At 71.7% G+C, this 19,915-nt stretch carries 22 protein-coding genes; 13 read left to right on the top strand and 9 right to left on the bottom strand.

The window, feature by feature from the left end:
• Both ABD296_RS44445 and ABD296_RS44440 read right to left on the bottom strand, forming a co-directional pair.
• A partial coding sequence (locus tag ABD296_RS44445) for an adenosylcobinamide-GDP ribazoletransferase (RefSeq protein WP_344282782.1) occupies window positions 1-533 on the bottom strand: 533 nt, incomplete at its 3' end.
• Window positions 530-1,474: a bifunctional adenosylcobinamide kinase/adenosylcobinamide-phosphate guanylyltransferase gene (locus ABD296_RS44440; protein WP_344282779.1), complete on the bottom strand. Its 945-nt coding sequence runs from the start codon at window positions 1,472-1,474 to the stop codon at window positions 530-532. The genes ABD296_RS44440 and ABD296_RS44445, both read right to left, overlap by 4 nt.
• A 77-nt stretch (window positions 1,475-1,551) precedes the next feature.
• Here ABD296_RS44440 and ABD296_RS44435 point away from each other — a divergent pair, with 77 nt between their 5' ends.
• On the top strand, window positions 1,552-2,448 hold the full coding sequence (locus ABD296_RS44435; protein WP_344282776.1) for a DsbA family protein: 897 nt from the start codon (window positions 1,552-1,554) through the stop codon (window positions 2,446-2,448).
• Between the two features lie 43 nt (window positions 2,449-2,491).
• Entirely contained in the window at window positions 2,492-2,689 is a 198-nt protein-coding gene (locus ABD296_RS44430; RefSeq protein WP_344282773.1) for a hypothetical protein, read from the top strand.
• A 64-nt stretch (window positions 2,690-2,753) separates the two neighbouring features.
• On the opposite strand, the gene ABD296_RS44425 is transcribed toward ABD296_RS44430, so the two are convergent.
• Both ABD296_RS44425 and ABD296_RS44420 read right to left on the bottom strand, forming a co-directional pair.
• Window positions 2,754-3,755, bottom strand: a complete 1,002-nt coding sequence (locus tag ABD296_RS44425) for an aldo/keto reductase family protein (protein ID WP_344282770.1) — start codon at window positions 3,753-3,755, stop codon at window positions 2,754-2,756.
• Window positions 3,756-3,836: 81 nt separating this feature from the next.
• A complete protein-coding gene (locus ABD296_RS44420; protein ID WP_344282767.1) occupies window positions 3,837-4,367 on the bottom strand; it encodes a DUF3043 domain-containing protein in 531 nt (176 codons plus the stop codon).
• Window positions 4,368-4,550: 183 nt separating this feature from the next.
• Between ABD296_RS44420 and ABD296_RS44415 the strand changes: the two genes are divergently transcribed.
• The 5 genes from ABD296_RS44415 to ABD296_RS44395 all read left to right on the top strand — a co-directional run bounded on the left by ABD296_RS44415 (window position 4,551) and on the right by ABD296_RS44395 (window position 8,233).
• A complete protein-coding gene (locus ABD296_RS44415) occupies window positions 4,551-5,360 on the top strand; it encodes a PspA/IM30 family protein (protein WP_344282764.1) in 810 nt (269 codons plus the stop codon).
• Window positions 5,357-5,635, top strand: coding sequence for a PspA-associated protein PspAA (gene pspAA / locus ABD296_RS44410; RefSeq protein ID WP_344282761.1), 279 nt, complete (start codon window positions 5,357-5,359; stop codon window positions 5,633-5,635). Before ABD296_RS44415 ends, pspAA begins: the two co-directional genes overlap by 4 nt.
• A 219-nt stretch (window positions 5,636-5,854) precedes the next feature.
• Window positions 5,855-6,772 (top strand): zinc metalloprotease HtpX, encoded by a 918-nt coding sequence (gene htpX / locus ABD296_RS44405; RefSeq protein ID WP_344282759.1) that lies wholly within the window; start codon window positions 5,855-5,857, stop codon window positions 6,770-6,772.
• Window positions 6,773-6,775: 3 nt separating this feature from the next.
• On the top strand, window positions 6,776-7,345 hold the full coding sequence (gene pspAB / locus ABD296_RS44400) for a PspA-associated protein PspAB (RefSeq protein ID WP_344282758.1): 570 nt from the start codon (window positions 6,776-6,778) through the stop codon (window positions 7,343-7,345).
• Window positions 7,346-7,453: 108 nt separating this feature from the next.
• Window positions 7,454-8,233: a maleylpyruvate isomerase family mycothiol-dependent enzyme gene (locus ABD296_RS44395; RefSeq protein WP_344282757.1), complete on the top strand. Its 780-nt coding sequence runs from the start codon at window positions 7,454-7,456 to the stop codon at window positions 8,231-8,233.
• On the opposite strand, the gene nadA is transcribed toward ABD296_RS44395, so the two are convergent.
• Window positions 8,230-9,390: a quinolinate synthase NadA gene (gene nadA, locus ABD296_RS44390; RefSeq protein ID WP_344282756.1), complete on the bottom strand. Its 1,161-nt coding sequence runs from the start codon at window positions 9,388-9,390 to the stop codon at window positions 8,230-8,232. The genes ABD296_RS44395 and nadA overlap by 4 nt on opposite strands.
• 235 nt (window positions 9,391-9,625) lie before the next feature.
• On the opposite strand from nadA, the gene ABD296_RS44385 reads away from it, so the two are divergent.
• On the top strand, window positions 9,626-9,988 hold the full coding sequence (locus ABD296_RS44385) for a HesB/IscA family protein (protein WP_019630892.1): 363 nt from the start codon (window positions 9,626-9,628) through the stop codon (window positions 9,986-9,988).
• A 209-nt stretch (window positions 9,989-10,197) separates the two neighbouring features.
• Window positions 10,198-11,184 carry a carbohydrate kinase family protein gene (locus ABD296_RS44380; RefSeq protein WP_344282753.1) on the top strand — a complete coding sequence of 329 codons (987 nt, stop codon included), beginning with the start codon at window positions 10,198-10,200 and terminating at the stop codon, window positions 11,182-11,184.
• 93 nt (window positions 11,185-11,277) lie between these two features.
• On the opposite strand, the gene ABD296_RS44375 is transcribed toward ABD296_RS44380, so the two are convergent.
• Window positions 11,278-11,586 carry a sulfurtransferase TusA family protein gene (locus ABD296_RS44375; RefSeq protein ID WP_344282750.1) on the bottom strand — a complete coding sequence of 103 codons (309 nt, stop codon included), beginning with the start codon at window positions 11,584-11,586 and terminating at the stop codon, window positions 11,278-11,280.
• A 61-nt stretch (window positions 11,587-11,647) separates the two neighbouring features.
• Entirely contained in the window at window positions 11,648-12,808 is a 1,161-nt protein-coding gene (locus ABD296_RS44370; RefSeq protein WP_344282749.1) for a cysteine desulfurase family protein, read from the bottom strand.
• A 127-nt stretch (window positions 12,809-12,935) separates the two neighbouring features.
• Between ABD296_RS44370 and ctaC the strand changes: the two genes are divergently transcribed.
• From ctaC to ABD296_RS44350, 4 genes are all read left to right on the top strand, one after another.
• Window positions 12,936-13,769 (top strand): aa3-type cytochrome oxidase subunit II, encoded by an 834-nt coding sequence (gene ctaC, locus ABD296_RS44365; protein ID WP_455363877.1) that lies wholly within the window; start codon window positions 12,936-12,938, stop codon window positions 13,767-13,769.
• Window positions 13,766-15,430, top strand: coding sequence for an aa3-type cytochrome oxidase subunit I (gene ctaD, locus ABD296_RS44360; protein WP_285918276.1), 1,665 nt, complete (start codon window positions 13,766-13,768; stop codon window positions 15,428-15,430). Before ctaC ends, ctaD begins: the two co-directional genes overlap by 4 nt.
• 3 nt (window positions 15,431-15,433) lie before the next feature.
• Window positions 15,434-15,844, top strand: coding sequence for a cytochrome c oxidase subunit 4 (locus tag ABD296_RS44355; RefSeq protein WP_344282743.1), 411 nt, complete (start codon window positions 15,434-15,436; stop codon window positions 15,842-15,844).
• A gap of 141 nt (window positions 15,845-15,985) precedes the next feature.
• Entirely contained in the window at window positions 15,986-17,263 is a 1,278-nt protein-coding gene (locus tag ABD296_RS44350; protein ID WP_344282740.1) for a L,D-transpeptidase, read from the top strand.
• Window positions 17,264-17,287: 24 nt separating this feature from the next.
• On the opposite strand, the gene ABD296_RS44345 is transcribed toward ABD296_RS44350, so the two are convergent.
• Both ABD296_RS44345 and ABD296_RS44340 read right to left on the bottom strand, forming a co-directional pair.
• Window positions 17,288-18,736 (bottom strand): M48 family metallopeptidase, encoded by a 1,449-nt coding sequence (locus ABD296_RS44345; protein ID WP_344282737.1) that lies wholly within the window; start codon window positions 18,734-18,736, stop codon window positions 17,288-17,290.
• The coding region (locus ABD296_RS44340) for a hypothetical protein (protein WP_344282734.1) at window positions 18,733-19,915 on the bottom strand (1,183 nt) is incomplete at its 5' end. The genes ABD296_RS44345 and ABD296_RS44340, both read right to left, overlap by 4 nt.

Here is a 19,915-nt window from a genome sequence, read left to right as displayed (position 1 = left end):
CGGTGAACCAGCGCGTCCAGCCCGCCCGGACGGGCGGACGGGACGCCGGCGCGGCACGCCCACGGCAGCGCCAGCCGGCCCGTCACCGCGGCGAGCAGCGCCGCGACGGCCGCGTGCGGCGCCGACGCCAGCGCCGCGACCTGGATCAGCAGCACGAGCAGCAGCGTGACGACCCCGAACGGGCCGAGGTCGGACCGCTTCATGATCGCGAGCGCGTCGGCGGCGGGGCGCCCGCTGCCCAGGCCGTCGGCGAGGTCGGCCAGGCCGTCCAGGTGCAGCGCCCGGGTGAGCACCGCCGCCGTCCCCACCGCGAGGGCGGCGGCGAGCAGCCCGGACAGGCCCAGCGTGTCGCCGAGCAGCAGGACGAGCGCCGCGGCGCCGCCGGTGATCAGGCCCACGAGCGGGGCCGCCAGCATCGCCGTCCGTGCGGTCGCGCGGTCCACGTCGCCGGTGCGCAGCGGCACGATCGTGAGCAGCGTCACCGCGAGCCGCAGTCCGGCGGCGGCGCGCCGCGCGGCGGCCGGGCCGTTCACGGCAGCTCCAGCACGCGGCCCGCCACCACCAGCGCCGCCTCCTCCGACTCGGCGGCGAGCCGCTGGTTGACGAGGCCGATCATGTCGCGGAACGCGCGGCCCGACGGCGTCGTGGGCACCAGCGAGAACCCGACCTCGTCCGACACCGCGACCACCCGCGCCGCGGTGCCGTGCCACGCAGCGACCAGGTCGTCCACGCTCGGCAGGACGCGCGACGGGTCGTCCCAGGCGCCCGCGTCGTCCATCGCCGCGGCGAGCCAGGTGCCGATGCCGTCCACCAACACCGCCCCGGACGCCGACCCCAGCACCCCGGCGAGGTCGGTCGTCTCGGCCGTCTTCCACCAGGCGGGACGGCGGCTCCGATGCGCCTCGACCCGCCGCGTCCACTCCGGGTCGTCATCGCGGACCGGCCCCGTCGCCACGTAGAGGACGTCCGGGCAGCCCGCCAGGCGCAGTTCGGCCTCGGCCGACTTGCCCGAACGGGAACCGCCGAGCAGGAGCGTCCGGAACGGGCCGTCCTGCGGGCGCAGCCAGAACGCCATGCGCCGGTCCAACTCCGCCGGGGACGGCATCCGGTGGTCCACGTGAACGGCCCTGACCCGCGTCTCAGGCGTCACCGCGCCGATATGCCGCAGGTAGCCGAGGTGTTCCGGCGAACCCGCCATGTCGAGGAGGACGGCGTCGTACCGCGCGTTCGCGGCGGGTTCAGGCCGGGCGCCCGGCCCGGACGCCATCAGGACCCGGCCTCCACCCGGAGCGACGACGTCGTGCCCGCCGGGGACGTCCGCGACGGCGCAGGAGTCCAGCGGCACGCCGCCGAGGAGGACCGCGGCCGGTTCGTGCCGCACGCCGGCGGCGCGGAGCCGGCCGCAGGAGGCGCAGCGGCAGCCGTCCTCGGGCCAGCCCTGCGGCGCGGCGATACCGCGGAGTTCGATGTCCATATCGGTCCGAAACTCTACGGTCCCTCCTGGATACGCTCACCCGGAAGGATCAGGACCAGCCCTCAGAAGGAGACCCGGTGGGCAACCCCCCGAACGCGCCGTGGCCGGAGCAGGGGCCTCAGCCTCCCTACGGCCCGCCCCCCGTGCCGCCCGGCCCCGTGCCGCCCGGTCCGCCGCCCGCCGCGCCGCAGTTCGGTGCGCAGCCCTGGCAGCCCGGTCCGCCGCCACCGCCGCGCGGCAGGGGACCGGGCCTGCTGATCGCGCTGATCGGCGGCGGCCTGGTGCTGGTCCTGATCGTCGTCGGCGCCGTCGTCCTGGCCCTCCAGAGTGGCGGGGACGACGGGGACGACACCGCCACCGGAGGCGGCGGCGCGGCCGGGCCCCGGCTCCAGATCGGCCAGATCGCGGGCGGCGCGGAGGCCGTCCCGAACGCCGACGGCAGCCTCACCATGGCGCGGCCCGGCGTCACGTCCCCGGTGGTCGACATCTACGAGGACTTCTCCTGCCCGCCCTGCGGCAACTTCGACAAGACCAACGACCCGATGCTCAAGCAGATCGCGGTGGCGGGGGAGGCGAAGGTCGTCTTCCACCCGATGGTCGTCTTCGGCACGGGCACCGAGCCGCAGCACGGCAACTCCACGCGCGCCGCGGCGGCGCTGCGCTGCGTCGGGGACGGCGCGCGCTGGCTGTCCTACCAGGACGCCCTCTACGCCCACCAGCCGTCCGAGAGCGAACAGGGCTACAGCACGGCCGACCTGATCGCCTGGGCCGCGCCGTACGGGCTCACCGGCGACGATTTCGAGCAGTGCGTGAAAAGCCAGCGGTTCGCCGGCGAGGTCGCGACGGTGAGCCGTTCGTACATCTCGTCCGGCGTCCAGGGCACGCCGAGCGTGCGGGTCAACGGCAAGGCCCTCGGCAACTCCGACGTCCAGAGCCCGGACGCGCTGCGGCGCGCCATCGAGGCCGCCTCCTGACCGGAGCGGCTAGTCTCACCCGCGACGAGGGAGGTCGAGCGCGATGGCGTGGAGCTGGCGTTTGGAGAAGGCCGACGGCACGACGGTCGGCACGTCCGAGGAGACCTTCTCCACCCAGTCGGACGCGGAGAGCTGGCTGGGCGAGAACTGGCGGGGCCTGCGCACCGGCGAGGTCGACAAGGTGACCCTGATGGACGGCGAGACGGTCGTCTACGGGATGAGCCTGCAAGACCCGCAGTGACGCGAACGGCGAGGGCCGCGGGACGCCTCCGTCCCGCGGCCCTCACCGTCCGGCGCGCCTCGGCTCACGGGCGGGTGCGCGGGCTGACGGTCTTGGACGCGTCGCGGATCACCGCGTCGCCGAGGACGTCGTCGATCCGCTTCAGCACGTCGGCGTCCAGCTTCACCCCGGCCGCCTTCACGTTGTCGGCGACCTGCTCGGGACGGGACGCGCCGACGATCGCCGCCGACACGTTCGGGTTCTGCAGCGTCCACGCGATCGCCAGCTGCGCCATCGACAGCCCGAGGTCGTCGGCGATCGGCTTCAGGTTCTGCACGCGGGTCAGCAGGTCGTCGTTCAGGTAGCGCTTGATCATGTCGGCGCCGCCCTTGTCGTCGGTGGCGCGCGACCCCTCCGGCAGCGGCTGGCCCGGCTTGTACTTGCCGGTCAGCACGCCCTGCGCGATCGGCGACCAGACGATCTGGCCGATCCCCTCGCGCTCGGACAGCGGGACGACCTCCTCCTCGATGACCCGCCACAGCATCGAGTACTGCGGCTGGCTGGAGACGATCCGGTCGAACCCCATCTCGTCGGCGATCTTCAGGGCGCGCTCGATCTCCTCGGCGCGCCACTCCGACACGCCGACGTACAGCACCTTGCCCTGCCGGACCAGATCGTCGAAGGCGCGGAGGGTCTCCTCCAGCGGCGTCTCGCGGTCGAACCGGTGGGCCTGGTACAGGTCCACGTAGTCGGTGCCGAGCCGGCGGAGCGACCCGTTGATCGACTCCATGATGTGCTTGCGCGACAGGCCGCGGTCGTTCACGCCGGGCCCGGTGGGCCAGTAGACCTTGGTGAAGATCTCCAGCCCCTCGCGGCGCAGCCCCTTGAGCGCGCGCCCGAGGACCTCCTCGGCGCGCGTCCCGGCGTAGACGTCCGCGGTGTCGAAGGTGGTGATCCCCTCGTCGAGGGCCGCCCGCACGCAGGCGCGCGCGGCGTCCTCCTCGACCTGGGAGCCGTGGGTGAGCCAGTTGCCGTACGCGATCTCGCTGATCTTCAGACCGCTCCGGCCCAGGTATCGGAACTCCATGCGCACGACCCTAGCCCGGCGGAGATCATCCTCGGACGGGGGCGGGCGCGTCCGGCCGGGAACCCCCGGTGCGGGGCCCGGTCAGATCTTCTCCTTCTCCCCGACCTTCACCTGCGGGGCGGGCATCCGCAGCCGGCGGATCTGCATCGCGCGCATCGCCGCGTACAGGCCGACGCCCTTGGTGTCCTCGTCGGGGTGCCGCTCGGTGGCGAGCCTCTTGATGCCGCGGCTGAGCAGCAGCCCCTCGCCGAACACCACGACCAGCAGCAGCGGCGGCGCGAACAGCACCAGCAGCTTGGCCGCCGGGATCGGCAGCAGGCTCAGCAGCACGATCGCGAACATCGCGTACATCAGGTACGAGCCGACGGTGCGCCGCGAGTCGACGTAGTTGCGGGCCAGCCGCCGGACGGGCCCCTTGTCGCGCTTGAGGAGGTACTTGTCGTCGCCCCGGGCCATGCCCGCACGCGCCCGCTCGCGCTCGGTCGACTGCCGCTCCCGCACCTTCTTGTAGGCCTCTTTGCGGGTCGACGGCGCGGTGATCGGCTGGCGGCGGCGCTTCTCGGCCTCGCTCCGCTTCGGCGTAGGCCGCCCCTTGCCTCCCGGCTTCGCCATTACTACCTGAGGAGGATTCGCGGGGGCTTCCCGGGTACGACGCTTGAACACGGGGTCAGCCTACCGGCTGCGAACATCGTGGCTGCCTCGCGCGTTAACGCGTAGGGTGATAAGAACCCCAGCAGTGGTCATTGAGCCCAGTATGCGACTGAGGCGACAGCACGAAGGGACCGGCGCCGCGCGATGAGCGTGATGAAAAGAATGTCGATGATCTTCAAGGCCAAGGCCAACAAGGCCCTGGACCGGGCTGAGGATCCTCGCGAGACGCTCGACTACTCCTACCAGCGCCAGCTGGAGATGCTGCAGAAGGTCCGTCGGGGGGTCGCCGACGTCGCCACCTCGCGCAAGCGTCTCGAGCTGCAGATCAACCAGCTCGAGCAGCAGCAGAACAAGCTGACCGACCAGGGCAAGAAGGCGCTGCAGGTGGGCCGGGAGGACTTGGCCCGCGAGGCGCTGACCCGCCGGTCGGGGCTGGACTCCCAGCTGAACGACCTGCGCGCGCAGTACCAGCAGCTGCAGGGCGAGGAGGAGAAGCTGACGCTCGCCTCCCAGCGGCTGCAGGCCAAGGTCGACTCCTTCCGCACCCGCAAGGAGACGATCAAGGCGACCTACACCGCCGCCGAGGCGCAGACCAAGATCAACGAGGCGTTCTCCGGCATCTCCGAGGAGATGGGCGACGTCGGCCTGGCGATCCAGCGCGCCGAGGAGAAGACCGAGAACATGAAGGCGCGCGCCGGCGCCATCGACGAGCTGCTCGCCTCCGGCGCGCTCGAGGACTTCTCCGGCCCCCGCGACGACATCCAGGCCGAGCTCGACCGGATGGGCTCCGGCCCCGGCGTCGACGTCGAGCTGGAGCGGATGAAGGCCGAACTCGGCCAGGGCCCGGCGCCCAAGGAGCTGAACCAGGGCTCGCCGACCGCCCAGCCGCAGCAGCAGCCGCACGACACCCCGCAGCAGGCCCCGTGGCCGCAGCAGCCCGGGGGTGCGCAGTGATCGTCCGCCTGATGGGCGAGGGGCAGCTCGACGTGGCCGACGGCGACCTGGCCGCGCTCAACACCCTGGACGGTGAGCTGGAGTCGGCGATCGAGTCCGGCGACGAGGCGGCGTTCCGCACCGCTCTGCGCGCGCTGCTGGAGAACGTGCGCAAGGTCGGCAAGCCGCTTCCGGCCGACAGCCTCGCGCCATCGGAGCTGATCCTGCCGCCGGCGGACGCGGCCATCGACGAGGTGCGCGCGATGCTCGGCGACGAAGGGCTCATCCCCGACTGACCCGGTGCCCGCCCGACGAGCGGGCACCGGGCCGGCCGGGTCCCGCCCCCGACGAGGGGCGCGCGCCCGGCGAGCGAACCGCACCCCGGCCGCCCGGAACGGGGCGGCGGCGGGGCGTCCTCCAGGACGATTCGCGCTCGACCCGGCGGTGCCTGGCACAAACACCGGGGTTCGCGCGTTGTCACAAGTGAATCGGGGAAAGAAACTGGGGGTTGCCGGATGGCCTCAACGCGTTACGCCTCCGACCGGGGGCTGACGTCACGCATGCTCGTGACCATGTTCCTGCTGGGGCTGGTCTATGTCGTCTTCGTGACGGCGTTCTTCGTGATCGCTCCCAAGTTCGGGATGATCGCCCTTGTCGCCGCACTGGCGTTCCTGTTCGCTCAGTACTTCTTCTCCGACAAGCTGGCCATGTTCGCCATGCACGGCCGGGTGGTCTCCGCGGACGAGGCTCCCGAGCTGCACGGCGTCATCGACCGGATCTGCGCCATGTCGGACGCGCCGAAGCCGCGGGTGGCGATCGCCGACACCGACGTGCCGAACGCGTTCGCGACCGGCCGCAGCCAGAAGAAGGCCGTCGTCTGCGTCACCACCGGGCTGCTGCGCCGGCTCGAGCCCGTCGAGCTGGAGGGCGTGCTCGCGCACGAGATGGCGCACGTCGCGCACAAGGACGTCGCGGTCATGACGATCGCCTCGTTCCTCGGCATCTGCGCCGGCCTGATCACCCGGTTCGGCCTGGAGTGGGGGCTGTGGGGCGGCTTCAACCGCCGCAGCAACGACCAGAACACTGGGATGATCCTGCTCGCCGTGGTCGCGGTCAGCGCGGTCGCCTACGCGATCAGCTTCCTGCTCACCCGGGCGCTGTCGCGCTACCGGGAGCTGTCGGCCGACCGGGCCGCCGCGCTGCTGACCGGCCGCCCGTCGGCGCTGGCCAGCGCCCTGACGAAGGTGACCGGCGAGATCGCGCGGATCCCCACCAACGACCTGCGCTCGGCGCAGGCGTTCAACGCCTTCTTCTTCACCCCGGCCTTCGGCAAGGGCGTCAGCGTCGCCAGCCTGTTCTCCACGCACCCGTCGCTGGACAAGCGGCTCGCCCAGCTGTCGAAGATCTCCGACCAGCTCAGCAGGGGAGTCTGACCCGTGGGTTTCCTGGACACGCTGCTCGGCCGGTCCAAGCCGGTCAAGCCGGACCTCGACCAGCTGTTCGGGCTGTCGACCGCGGCCATCACGCTCGAGGCCGCCAGCGGCTTCAAGCCGACCGGGCTCGGCTCGGTCTGCTTCCGGGCGGCCGAGGGCGGCGCGTTCGCGCGGCTGCAGGCCGACGTCCAGGAGCTGCTGGACGCCGACGAAGGCCCCAGGGTCGAGATCAGCAACGACTCCTACGGGTACACCTGGCTGCTCGCGACGCACCCGCCGGAGGAGCTGCCCGACCTGGTCACCGACCTGCACGCGGTGAACTCCACGCTGGAGTCGGGCGGGTTCGGCCCGCACCTGCTGTGCTCGCTCGCCGGCTTCCGCGGCCCGGACGGTCAGAAGCTCGCGCTCGTCTACCTGTACAAGCGCGGCACCTTCTACCCGTTCGCGCCGCTGCCCGGCGACAAGCGCGACAACGCCCTCGAGCTGCAGGTGCGCGGCGCGGTCGGCGTCGACCTGCCGTTCGAGGACGACCTCGGCCGCTGGTTCCCGGTATGGGGCGCCCCGGGCCTCTGAGCCCGCCTTCCGGCGCGGCCCGTCCCGGGTCGCCCCGAGACGTGGGCCGATGCGGGGTATGTGTCAGTGTCGAACGTCCGTGCACGGTCGGTTCATGCGGGAGGCGTAATGACCGGACGGCCCTGGGACCATCTCCGCCACTGCGACGCGCTGGAGCGGGAGGCCGCCGCGTTCGCCGACGTCGCGGCGGGCGCCGGCCTCGATGAGCCGGTGCCGTCCTGCCCCGGCTGGTCCGTCGCCGAACTGGTCCGCCATCTCGGCGCCATGCACCGGTGGGCGGGCGGGACCGTCCGGGTGGGCGCGCCGCGCCGGCTCAGCCTGCGCGAGCTCGGCGTCTCCTTCCCGGTGGTGCCGGGCGACCACCTGCCGTGGTTTGGGGAGGGCGCGCAGCGGCTCCTGGAGGTCCTGCGGGCGGCCGAACCGGACGGGCCGGTGTGGGCGTGGGGCGTCGACCAGCACGTGCGCTTCTGGTCGCGCCGGATGCTGTTCGAGACCGCCGTGCACCGTGCCGACCTCGAGATCGCCTGCGGCCGGACGCCCGCCGTCGCGCCCGAGACGGCCGCCGAGGGGATGGACGAGCTGCTGGAGAACCTGGAGAAGGCCGCCGCGTTCGCGCCCAAGGTGGAGAACCTGCGCGGCGACGGCGAGGTGCTGGCCTTCGAGGCCGCCGACCTCGGCGACCGCTGGCTGTTCCGCCTGCACCCGGACCGCTTCGAATGGACCCGCCGCGGCCCCGGAAGCGACGAAAGCGCCGACGCGACGGTGCGCGGCGACGCCTCCGACGTCTTCCTCTTCCTGTGGGGCCGCCGCAAGCTCGGCGACCCCGTCCTGGAGTTCTCCGGCAACGACGACCTGCTCGTCCACTGGGTGGAGAACTCCGCGATCTAGCCCTGAGGCAGCGCCAGCATCTGGTCGAGGGCGGCGCGGGCGTTGCGGGCGGTGTCCTCGTCGACCGTGATGACGTTCTCGACCTCGCCCCGGACGAGCGCCTCCAGCGTCCAGACCAGGTGCGGCAGGTCGATGCGGTTCATCGTGGAGCAGTAGCAGACGGTCTTGTCGAGGAACATGACGTTCTTGTCGGGGTGGGCGTTCGCCAGCCGCCGGACGAGGTTCAGCTCGGTGCCGACCGCCCACGACGTGCCGGGCTCGGCCGCCTCGATCGCCTTGATGATGTACTCGGTGGAGCCGATCTGGTCGGCGGCCGTGACGACCTCGTGCCGGCATTCGGGGTGGACGAGGACGTTGATGCCGGGCACGCGCGCGCGCACGTCGTCCACCGACTCCTTGCTGAACCGGCCGTGCACCGAGCAGTGCCCGCGCCAAAGGATCATCCGGGCGTCCTGAAGCTGCCGGTGGCTGAGGCCGCCCTCGCGGCGGTGCGGGCTGTAGAGGACGCAGTCGTCCAGCGAGAGGCCCATCTCCAGGACGGCGGTGTTGCGGCCGAGGTGCTGGTCGGGCAGGAACAGCACCTTCTTTCCCTTGGAGTACGCCCAGTCCAGGGCGCGCTTGGCGTTGGACGAGGTGCAGACCACGCCGCCGTGCCGTCCGACGAACCCCTTGATGTCGGCCGAGGAGTTCATGTAGGTGACGGGGACGACGTCGTCCGCGACGCCGGCGTCCTCCAGGACGTCCCAGCACTCCTCGACCTGGTCGAAGGTGGCCATGTCGGCCATGGAGCACCCGGCGCCGAGGTCGGGGAGGATCACCTTCTGGTGCGGCGCGGTGAGGATGTCGGCGGACTCGGCCATGAAGTGGACGCCGCAGAACACGATGTAGGGCGCCTCGGGCCGCGCGGCGGCCTGCTGGGCGAGCTTGAAGGAGTCGCCGGTGACGTCGGCGAACTGGATGACCTCGTCCCGCTGGTAGTGGTGGCCGAGCACGAACACCGTGTCGCCGAGGGCCGCCTTGGCGGCGCGGGCCCGCTCGACCAGCGCGGGGTCGGACGCGGGCGGCAGGTCGCCCGGGCAGTCCACGCCGCGCTCGCTGGCCGGGTCGGAGCCCTCGCCGAGGAGCAGCAGCGGAAGGTCGCGCACTGGGGTGGTCACGGGAGTCTCCCTCCTGCGACGGGACTTATCGTCGCTTTGACGACTAATGATGGCACATCATCGTCATCCCGGAGGTGTGACGTAGGACGCACCGTCCCGCGGCGTTAAACATGGGCGATACGCGGAATGGCCTTGTCGCGAGGTACGTTGTCCTACGGGAAGAGGCGTAAGTCCACCTCGAGGACAAGCGACAGTCCGCCGCACCGCGGCGCAGCGAGACCCGGGAGCTGAACACATGACGGTTTCAGGCGAGACCACGCAGGAGACCACGCAGCAGGGCGTCATCCTCACCGACGCCGCCGCCGAGAAGGCCAGGGGCCTGCTCGAGCAGGAGGGCCGCGACGACCTTGCGCTGCGTGTCGCCGTGCAGCCGGGCGGCTGCTCCGGCCTGATCTACCAGCTCTTCTTCGACGAGCGGGAGATGGACGGGGACCAGGTCCAGGACTTCGGCGGGCTCAACGTGCGCGTCGACCGGATGAGCGCCCCGTACCTCACGGGCGCCACCATCGACTTCGTCGACAGCATCGAGAAGCAGGGTTTCACGATCGACAACCCGAACGCGTCGGGCTCCTGCGCCTGCGGCGACTCCTTCAACTAGGGGTCAGCGCCGTAGGGCCGGGACGTCCCGGCCGAGCGTGCTCGGTGCGAGGGGGCGGCCGGACGAGGGTCCGGTCCGCCCCCTTTCGCGTGCCCTCTCGCCTCGGCGGGGATGCGCACCCGCCGCGCCGTGTGCTCCGATGGGAAGTAGTCTTTCCGGGTTGAAACAGCCGGTGACAAGCCGGACGACCACGACGAGGAGAGCGACGCGTGCGCATCGCCGTGACTGGCTCCATTGCGACCGACCATCTGATGACCTTCCCCGGAAGGTTCACCGACCAGCTCCTGCCCGACCAGCTCGACCGGGTCTCGCTGTCCTTCCTGGTGGACGAGCTGGAGATCCGCCGCGGCGGGGTAGCCGCGAACATCTGCTTCGGGATGGGCAGCCTCGGCACGGAGTCCATCCTCGTCGGCTCGGTCGGCGACGACTTCGCCGACTACCGCTCCTGGCTGGAGCGCAACCGCGTGGACACCGCGTCCGTGCACGTGTCCGAGGTGCACCACACCTCCCGGTTCCTGTGCACGACCGACCAGGACCAGAACCAGATCGCGTCCTTCTACGCAGGCGCGATGAGCGAGGCCCGCTCGATCGAGCTCGGCCCCGTCGCCGAGCGCGTCGGCGGGCTCGACCTCGTCATGATCAGCGCGAACGACCCGGACGCCATGCTCCGGCACACCGAGGAGTGCCGCACCCGCGGCATCCCGTTCGCCGCCGACCCGTCCCAGCAGCTCGCCCGGATGGACGGCGCGGACGTCCGCCGCCTCCTCGACGGCGCCGCGTACCTGTTCAGCAACGAGTACGAGAAGGCCCTCTTCGAGGACAAGACCGGCTGGTCCGGCGAGGAGGTGCTGTCGCGGGTCGGGGTCCGCGTCACCACGCTCGGCGCCAAGGGCGTCGTCATCGACCGGCAGGGGGAGGAGGGCCTGCACGTGCCCTGCGTCCCCGTCGAGAACGTCGTGGACCCGACCGGCGTGGGCGACGCGTTCCGCTCGGGCTTCCTGTCGGCGACGGCGTGGGGCCTGCCGCTGGAGCGCGCCGCGCAGGTCGGCAGCACCATCGCCGCGTACACCCTGGAGGCCGCGGGCGGGCAGGAGTACACGCTGGGTCGGCGGGCGTTCCTCGACCGGCTCGCCGCCGCGTACGGCGCCGACGCCGCCGCGGACGTCGAGCCGCACATCGCCTGCCCCAACCCGTAGGCGCCGCCCGGAACCGCACACGCCAACGCGTACCGAGGGCCGCACCCCGCCGGGGTGCGGCCCTCGGTACGTGTCGCCTCAGTAAGCGGTGCCTCAGTACGTCCTGCGGATGTGGAAGCCCCAGCCGCCCTGCGGGAGCGTCTCCTCGCGGACGAAGTCCTGCGACTTCATCCGGCACCAGGCGGGGACGTCGGTGCGCGCGGCGGCGTCGTCGGCCAGCACCGCGATGACCTCGCCGACCGGGACCTCGCGGATCCGGTCCGCCAGCATGATGATCGGGATCGGGCACTTGCGGCCGAGCGCGTCGATGACGAGCGCCGGGAGGGGGCCGGCGGGTTCGGCGGGGGGCGCGGCGGGCGGCCCGTGGGAGACCCCGCTCCTGGCCCGGCCTCGGAACCTCATGGGCGCGACCGCCTCCCTCTGCGTGATCCGGCCTCGGATGGTGTCCGGCCGTCGATGTCGGTCATTGGTCCAGGGCGTTCATCGTCGCCCGGCGCAACCGGGCGACGATATCGGGCAGGACGGCGAGGAACCGGTCGACATCGGCGGAAGCGACGCCACGCGGCAGCGATACCCGCACGTTCCCATGGGTAATCACTCCCATCGCCTCGAGCACATGGCTTGGACGCAGCGTATCCGCCGTGCAGGAGCTGCCGGACGAAACGGCGAAACCTGCTCGGTCGAGTTCGGTGAGCAGCGCCTCGCCCTCCACGTACAGGCAGGAGAACGTGACGATGTGCGGCAGCCGGCGGACGGGGTCGCCGACCACCTCGACGTCCGGCACGGTCTCCGGCACCCGCGCGCGGATCCGGTCGACGAGCGCGGCGAGCCGCGGGCCCTCGTCCGCCATGTCGGCGCGGTACGCCTCCAGCGCCGCGGCGGCGGCCGCCGCGGCCGGGACGTTCTCGAAACCGGGGACGCGGCGTCCCTCCCGCTCGTCGGCGGGCAGCGGCGAACGCCACCGGGTGCCCTTGCGGACCGCGAGGACGCCGACGCCGGCGGGCCCGCCCCACTTGTGCGCGCTGCCCACCAGGAAGGACCAGCCGTCCGGCACGTCCTCCCGGCCGAGCGACTGCGCGGCGTCGACCAGCAGCGGCACGCCCGCGGCGCGGCACGCCTCGCCCACCTCGGCGACGGGCTGCACCGTCCCCACCTCGTGGTTGGCCGACTGCAGGCACGCCAGCGCGGTGTCCGGGCGCAGCGCCGCGGCGAACTCGGCGGGGTCGACGCGCCCGCCCCGGTCGACGCCGACGACGGTGACCTCGCCGCCGTCGTCCTCGTGCAGCTCGGCGGCGTGCAGCACGCTGGAGTGCTCGACCGCGCCCACCACCAGGTGGCGCCCGGCCCGCCGGCGCGCCTGGAGCCCCCCGAGGACCGCCAGGTGCACCGCCTGGGTGCCCGAGGAGGTGAACGAGACCTCGTCCGGACGTGCGCCCAGGACGCCGGCGACGCGCGCGCGGGCCCGGTCCAGCAGCATGCGGGTGCTCCTGGCCCGCCCGTACAGCCTGGCGGGGTCGGCCCAGCCCGCGTCCAGCGCCTCCAGCAGGACACGCCGCGCCGCGGGGTGGAGCGGCTCGGTCGAGGCGGCGTCGAAGTACCCGTCCGGCGCGCTGGAGTCAGCCACGCCAGAACACTAACCGGGCACCCGATCGGGGGTTCGCGCGACCCTAGCGCTAGTGTGTCCACCACACGTGTAACAACTGATCTCACCGCCCGGCCGACCGGGCTTTCATCCGTGGGGAAGGCATTCCGTGAGTCCGACCCGCTCTAGGGAGCGGCGTACGCCTGTGCGCAGTCGCCGCGCATTGAAAAGCGCCGGCGCGCTAGGTCTGCTGGCCCTGTCCGCAACCGCGTGCAGCGGCCAGGCATCCCGTCTGGGCATGCCCGAGCCGATCGGCCCGCAGGCCGAGCGCATGCTCAAGCTCTGGCAGGGTTCCTGGATCGCGGCGTTCGCCGTCGGGGCCGTCGTCTGGGGCCTGATCATCTGGGCGGTGCTGTTCCACCGCAAGCGCTCCGACGACCTGCCGCCGCAGGTCCGCTACAACATGCCGATCGAGATCCTCTACACGGCGGTCCCGTTCGTCATCATCGCGGTCCTGTTCTACTTCACCGCGCGCGACGAGAACTACGTCGAGAAGACCACCAAGAACCCTCCGGTGGTCGTCGACGTCACCGCGTTCCAGTGGAGCTGGCAGTTCGACTACAAGCAGAAGGACGCCACCGGCAAGGAGCAGACCGTCGCCTCGGTCGTCGGCCAGCCGGTGAACCCGAACGCCTCCTCGGGCGCCAAGCCCGTCATGACGATCCCGGCCGGTGAGCACGTGCGGGTGCGGCTGCACTCCAACGACGTCATCCACTCGTTCTGGGTCCCGGCGCTCCTGTACAAGAAGGACGTCATGCCGGGCTACGACAACGAGTTCGAGTTCACGGCGACCAAACTGGGCACCTACGAGGGCCGCTGCGCCGAGCTCTGCGGCGTCGACCACAGCCGGATGCTGTTCCAGCTGAAGGTCGTCACGCCGGCCCAGTACCAGAAGTTCATCGCCGATTCCAAGGCCGCCCTGGCCTCAGGGGGTGCCAAGTGACCACGACCAGCTACGCACCCAGCACACCGCTCACCGCGGCGCGGACGAGCAAGGGGCGCATCGTCGCCAACTGGCTGTCGTCCACCGACCACAAGGTGATCGGCTACCTCTACCTCATCACCTCGTTCGTGATGTTCCTGTTCGGCGGCATCCTCGCGCTCGTCATCCGCGCGGAGCTGTTCAAGCCGGGCCTGCAGGTGGTGAGCAACGAGCAGTACAACCAGATGTTCACCATGCACGGCACGATCATGCTGCTGATGTTCGCGACGCCGCTGTTCGCGGGCTTCACCAACGTCATCATGCCGCTGCAGATCGGGGCGCCGGACGTGGCGTTCCCGCGGATGAACATGCTGGCGTACTGGCTGTTCCTGTTCGGCAGCATCATCGTCATCGCGGGCTTCCTGACCCCGGGCGGCGCGGCCAGCTTCGGCTGGTTCGCCTACGCCCCGCTCTCGGACGCGGTGCGCTCGCCGGGCGTCGGCGGCGACATGTGGGTGATGGGCCTGGCCATGTCGGGCTTCGGCACCATCATGGGCGCGGTCAACTTCATCACCACGATCCTGTGCATGCGCGCTCCGGGCATGACGATGTTCCGGATGCCGATCTTCACCTGGAACGTCCTGCTGACCTCCATCCTGGTCCTGCTCGCGTTCCCGGTCCTCGCCGCCGCCCTGCTGGCCTTGGAGGCCGACCGCAAGCTGGGCGCGCACGTGTTCGACGCCTCGCACGGCGGCGCGCTGCTATGGCAGCACCTGTTCTGGTTCTTCGGGCATCCGGAGGTCTACATCATCGCGTTGCCCTTCTTCGGCATCGTGACGGAGATCCTGCCGGTGTTCGCCCGCAAGCCCGTCTTCGGCTACATCGGCCTGGTCTTCGCGACCATCAGCATCGCGGGCCTGTCGGTCACGGTGTGGGCGCACCACATGTTCGTCACCGGCCAGGTGCTGCTGCCGTTCTTCTCCTTCATGACGTTCCTCATCGCCGTGCCCACGGGGGTGAAGTTCTTCAACTGGGTCGGGACGATCTGGCGAGGACAGTTGACGTTCGAGTCGCCGATGCTGTGGTCGCTCGGCTTCCTGGTGACGTTCCTGTTCGGCGGCCTGACCGGCGTCATCCTGGCGTCCCCGCCGATGGACTTCCAGCTGTCGGACTCCTACTTCGTCGTCGCGCACTTCCACTACGTCGTGTTCGGCACCGTGGTGTTCGCGATGTTCGCGGGCTTCTACTTCTGGTGGCCGAAGTGGACCGGCAAGATGCTGAACGACCGGCTCGGCAAGGTGCACTTCTGGCTGCTGTTCATCGGCTTCCACGGCACGTTCCTCATCCAGCACTGGCTGGGCGCCGAGGGCATGCCGCGCCGGTACGCCGACTACCCGAAGGAGTTCGAGGGGCTGAACCAGGTCTCGTCGATCTTCGCGTTCATCCTGGGCGCGTCGATGCTGCCGTTCTTCTACAACGTCTACATCACGTGGAAGAAGGGCAAGCGCGTCGAGGTCGACGACCCGTGGGGCTACGGCTCGTCGCTGGAGTGGGCCACCTCGTGCCCGCCGCCGCGGCACAACTTCAACTCGATCCCGAAGATCCGTTCCGAGCGGCCGGCGTTCGACCTGCACCACCCGCACGTGGGCGCGAAGGGCGAACTCGCCGGGGCGAAGGAGTAACCGATGCGCGTCCAGGCGTTCATGTTCTACGGTTGCGCGGTCTTCTTCCTCGCCACCGACATCGTGTACTGGCTCTGGTCGGGTGACTGGACCGGCACCACGGCGCTCGCGCTCGCGATCGGCCTCGCGGGGCTGATCGGGTTCTACATCCACTTCACCGTCCGGCGCCTCGAGCGGGCCAACGCGGGCCCGCTGTACGAGGACGACCCGCAGGGCGACATCGCCGACGCGGCCGGCGAGCTGGGCTTCTTCAGCCCGCACAGCTGGTGGCCGCTGTTCCTCGGCCTGTCGGCCGCGGCGATCGCCCTCGGCATCGTGTTCGGCTGGTGGCTGGTGATCCTCGGCGCCTGCGCGACGCTGCTGTCCGCGATCGGACTGGTGTTCGAGTACTACCGGGGTCATTTCGCCCACTGATCAGTAAAAGAACCCCAAGAGGGGCGGTATCCGCAATTTCGCGGGTACCGCCCCTTTCACATACTGGACGTCGTCCCAGCAAATGGGGCTGGCCGGACGAATCGCTCGTCCAGTTGAACGACCGGGGGGTCCACTATGCGGGTGGGTGACTCAGGACCGAGGTACCGGGGAAGGCGGGCCGCCGCCGTGGTCGCGGGCGCGGGCATGGTGGCGGGCGCCGCGGGGTGCTCCGGGCAGCAGGCGGTGGTCGGACGGGACGCGGTGCATCTCGCCGTCTCGCCGGGGAACGGCGGCGCGGCGCTGCCGCCCGACAGCCCGATCGACGTGCGGGCCTCGACCGGCAGGATCGCGAACGTGACGGTGTCCACGGCGAAGGGCTCGCCCGTGGAAGGCGACATGAACGCCGACCGGACGCAGTGGAAGTCGCGGTGGACGCTCGTCCCCGGCCAGTCCTACACGGTCGACGCGACCGCCGTGGGCAAGGACGGCAGGACGCGCACGGTCCGCAGCGGCTTCACCGTGTCCACCGTGAAGAAGAGGTTCGGGGTGAACGTCGACGCGCCCTTCAACAAGGAGACCGTCGGCGTCGGCATCCCGATCGTCATGCGCTTCGACCAGCCCGTGAAGGACCGGGCGGCGGTCGAGCGGGCCCTGGAGGTGCGCTCCGACAAGCCCGTCGAGGGCGCCTGGCACTGGTTCGGCGACCAGGAGGTCGTGTTCCGGACGAAGGAGTACTGGCCGGCGCACACCAAGGCGTCGTTCGTCGCGCACCTCAGCGGCGTGGACAACGGCAAGGGCGTGTACGGCGGCAAGGACTACGCCGTGGACTTCACCGTCGGCGACTCGCACGTCGCGACCGCGGGCGAGGACACGCACAAGATGGTCGTGAAGGTCAACGGCAGGAAGGCCAAAACGATCCCGACCAGCATGGGCCGCGGCGGGGAGGAGAAGTACACCACCACGAACGGCGTCCATCTCACCATGCAGAAGGACGACCCGGTCACCATGACCTCCGACTGGGAGGGGTGCGGCCCCGGCTGCTCCGGCTACTACAGCCTGACCGTCTACAAGGCCGTGAAGATCTCCGACAGCGGCGAGTACGTGCACAGCGCCCCGTGGTCGGTGGGGGACCAGGGCCACGACAACGTGAGCCACGGCTGCATCAACGTCAGCCCGTCCAACGCCAAGTGGTTCTACGACCTGGCGCAGCGCGGCGACGTCGTGACGGTGACCGGTACCAGCCGGCCGCTGGCCCCGGACAACGGCTGGGGCTTCTGGCAGATGGGCTGGGGCAACTGGGTGAAGGGCAGCGCCCTGAAGCGCTCGGTCTCGACGGCGCCGCACATGGACGCCGCGACCCTGTCCGCCCAGTCCGCCAACCGCACCGCCGAAAAGCCCCGCGCCGGCTCTCACAACTGACCTGACGCGTCCGCCCGCCCCCTCTCAGTGTTGGAGAGGGGGCGGGACGGTCACGTGGTGCATCCTGGACCAGTCGCGGGCCATGGCGATGCGGTCGGGGCCCGAGGGGTGGGTCATCCACAGCAGGTACTCCACCCAGTTCGGGTGCAGGTCGTTGATGTTGCGGACGGACAGTTCGTGCTGCATCGCCGTGAACGTGGAGGGGTCGCGGGTGAGGTCGAGGGCGTGCGCGTCGGCGCGGGCCTCGATGCGGCGGCTGACGAGGTTCTGGACGGGTGCGGCGACCTGCGTCCCGGCGGCGACGAGGGCGAGGACCAGCGCGATCGTGCGGGGGTCGGCGGGTCCGGTGCTCCGGGCGCCGCGGGCGGCGGGGACGTCCGGGTCGACGCCGGCGCGGCGCAGCAGCCGCGGCGACGTCGTCAGCAGGTAGAGCAGGCACAGGCCGCCGGCGACGCCGAGCCCGCCGACGAGGGTTCCCCACAGGACGTCGTTGCGCTTGGCGTGGCCGAGCTCGTGCCCGACGATCGACTCGATCTGCGGGCGCGGCGACTTCAGCAGGGTGTCGTACAGGACGATGCGGCGCGTCGAGCCGAACCCGGACACATAGGCGTTCAACGAGGTCGTCCGCCGCGACGCGTCGGCCACCAGGACGTCCTTCACCGGCACGCCGTCGCGTTTCGCCATGGTGAGCAGGTCGGTGCGCAGCTGCCCGGCGGGCAGCGAGTGGAAATTGTTGAAGACCGGCTCGACCACGACCGGGTAGATGAACGACACCGCGACGACGAGCACGAACCCGCCCGCGGCGGCACCCGTCCACCAGTAGCGCGGGAAGCGGCGGACGACCGCGTACAGCAGGAGCAGCGCGATCGTGTAGATGACCCAGGTGACGCCGAGGGACTTCAGCTGGTCGACGGCCCACGCGGGCCAGCTCTGGGTGGACAGCCCGTAGTCGCGCAGGACCGATTCGCCCCAGATGTCGAACGGCAGGCCGATCACGCGCAGCAGCGTGGTCAGCGCGACGGCCGCGACGGCCACGCGCAGGGGGCGGCGGCGGACGCGCGCCGTCGTCCAGCCGATGAAGCGGGAGCCGAGCGGCGTGAAGCCGAGGACCAGGATCACTACCAGGCCGACGATCAGCCCGGAGTAGGCGGGCGGGTTGACGGCGCCGTCGAAGGCGTTCGCGCGGGCGATCTCGTGCGGGGAGAAGTCGAGGGACGGGTCGGCCCGCACGTGCCCGCCGGGGACGTGGCCCGGCAGCGGGTTCCACGGCGTGGTGAGGCCCAGCACGGCCGCGACGCCGGCGAACAGCACGGCGGCCGCGACGGCGGCGGCCCGCCGCGGGCCCCGCATCCGCGCGCCGCCGTCGGCGGGGGCGCCGCCGTCCCGCGCGCCGCTGCTCACGGCGGCGGGGCCGGCGCCGGTCTCGCCGGGGGGTTCGGCGACCGACGGCTCGCCGCCGTCTCCCTCGCTCATCGCAGCTCCTTCTTCAGGTAGTCGCGCCACAGCGCGGCGAAGCGGTCCCCGGTGAGGCCGAGCACGGAGCGCAGCGCGGCGGCCTCGGAGGCGCTCCCGGCGGCCCGGTACAGCCGGACGAGCGTCGCCTCACCGTACCGGGCGGCGACCATCCGGCAGGCGAGCCAGGCCTCCTGGTAGGCCTGGGACAGGTGGTCGGAGGCGCCGGAGAAGTCGGCGGCGGACGGCAGCGCGGACGGCGGCCGTCCCGCGTCCACCTCGCGCCGCAGCTCGCTGGCGGCCGACCGGACGCTCACCTTGGCGTGCTTGTAGCCGACGTAGTCCGCGAAGCCCTCGATGAGCCACAGCGGGGTGGTGCGGTCGGTGGCGCCGCCGGTCGCGACGTGGGTCAGCTCGTGGGTGAGCACGACGTCGCGGCCGAGCTCGTTCAGCCGGGCGAAGGTGCCGGGGGAGACGATGACGCGGTCCTCGCCGCGGCCGCCGCCCGCCGACGGCGCGACGGTGGCGAGCGCGGCGATCTGGCCGAGGCTCTCGTCCGGTCCGGCGAGCGCGGCGGCGAGCCGCTCGTCGGCGGGGACGAGCGCGACGACCCGCTGCGCCCAGCCCTTGCCGACCACCCCGGTGACGACCGGGACGGCCGCGTCGAGGCGCTTCGCGATGCCCTCCAGCCCGCCGCCGTCGCCGACGACGAGGCTGAAGCGGCCCCGCACGACGCTCAGCGGCCCGGCGTCCCAGATCTCGGCGTCGTCGGGGTGGCCGAGGGACGAGCCGTCGCCCACGATCGTCCAGACGCCGGAGCGGGGCGCGAAGGTGAGGCGGCGGGTGCGGGCGACGTCGCCGCGGTCGAAGCCCCGCAGCCGGTAGCGGGTCTCGACGCGGACGACCGCCGCGCCGCCTTCCGCGTTGGCCGACTCGGTGCCGGAGAAGCGTTCGGTCCAGCCTTCCAGCGGCAGCTTGCGGAGGTTGTCGTAGAGCCGGGCCTGCGCGTCCTGGAACGCGGCGGGTGCCGAGGCGACCGTGGCGAGGAACGCGGTCCGGTCGCCGTTCGCGACGGCGCGCGACCGGTTGGCCAGGACCGTCCGGGCCGCCTGCGGATCGAACGGCACGGCGGGCCCGGGGGTGCGGGCGGCGGCGGCGCGGGAGGCGCCGCCGGACCGCGTGCCGAGGACGCCGGCGCCG

Source organism: Actinomadura napierensis (assembly GCF_039529375.1).
GTDB classification, from domain to species: domain Bacteria; phylum Actinomycetota; class Actinomycetes; order Streptosporangiales; family Streptosporangiaceae; genus Spirillospora; species Spirillospora napierensis.
The sequence above is the reverse complement of the archived record's forward strand: the minus strand, read 5'-3'. Positions and strand labels throughout refer to the sequence as shown.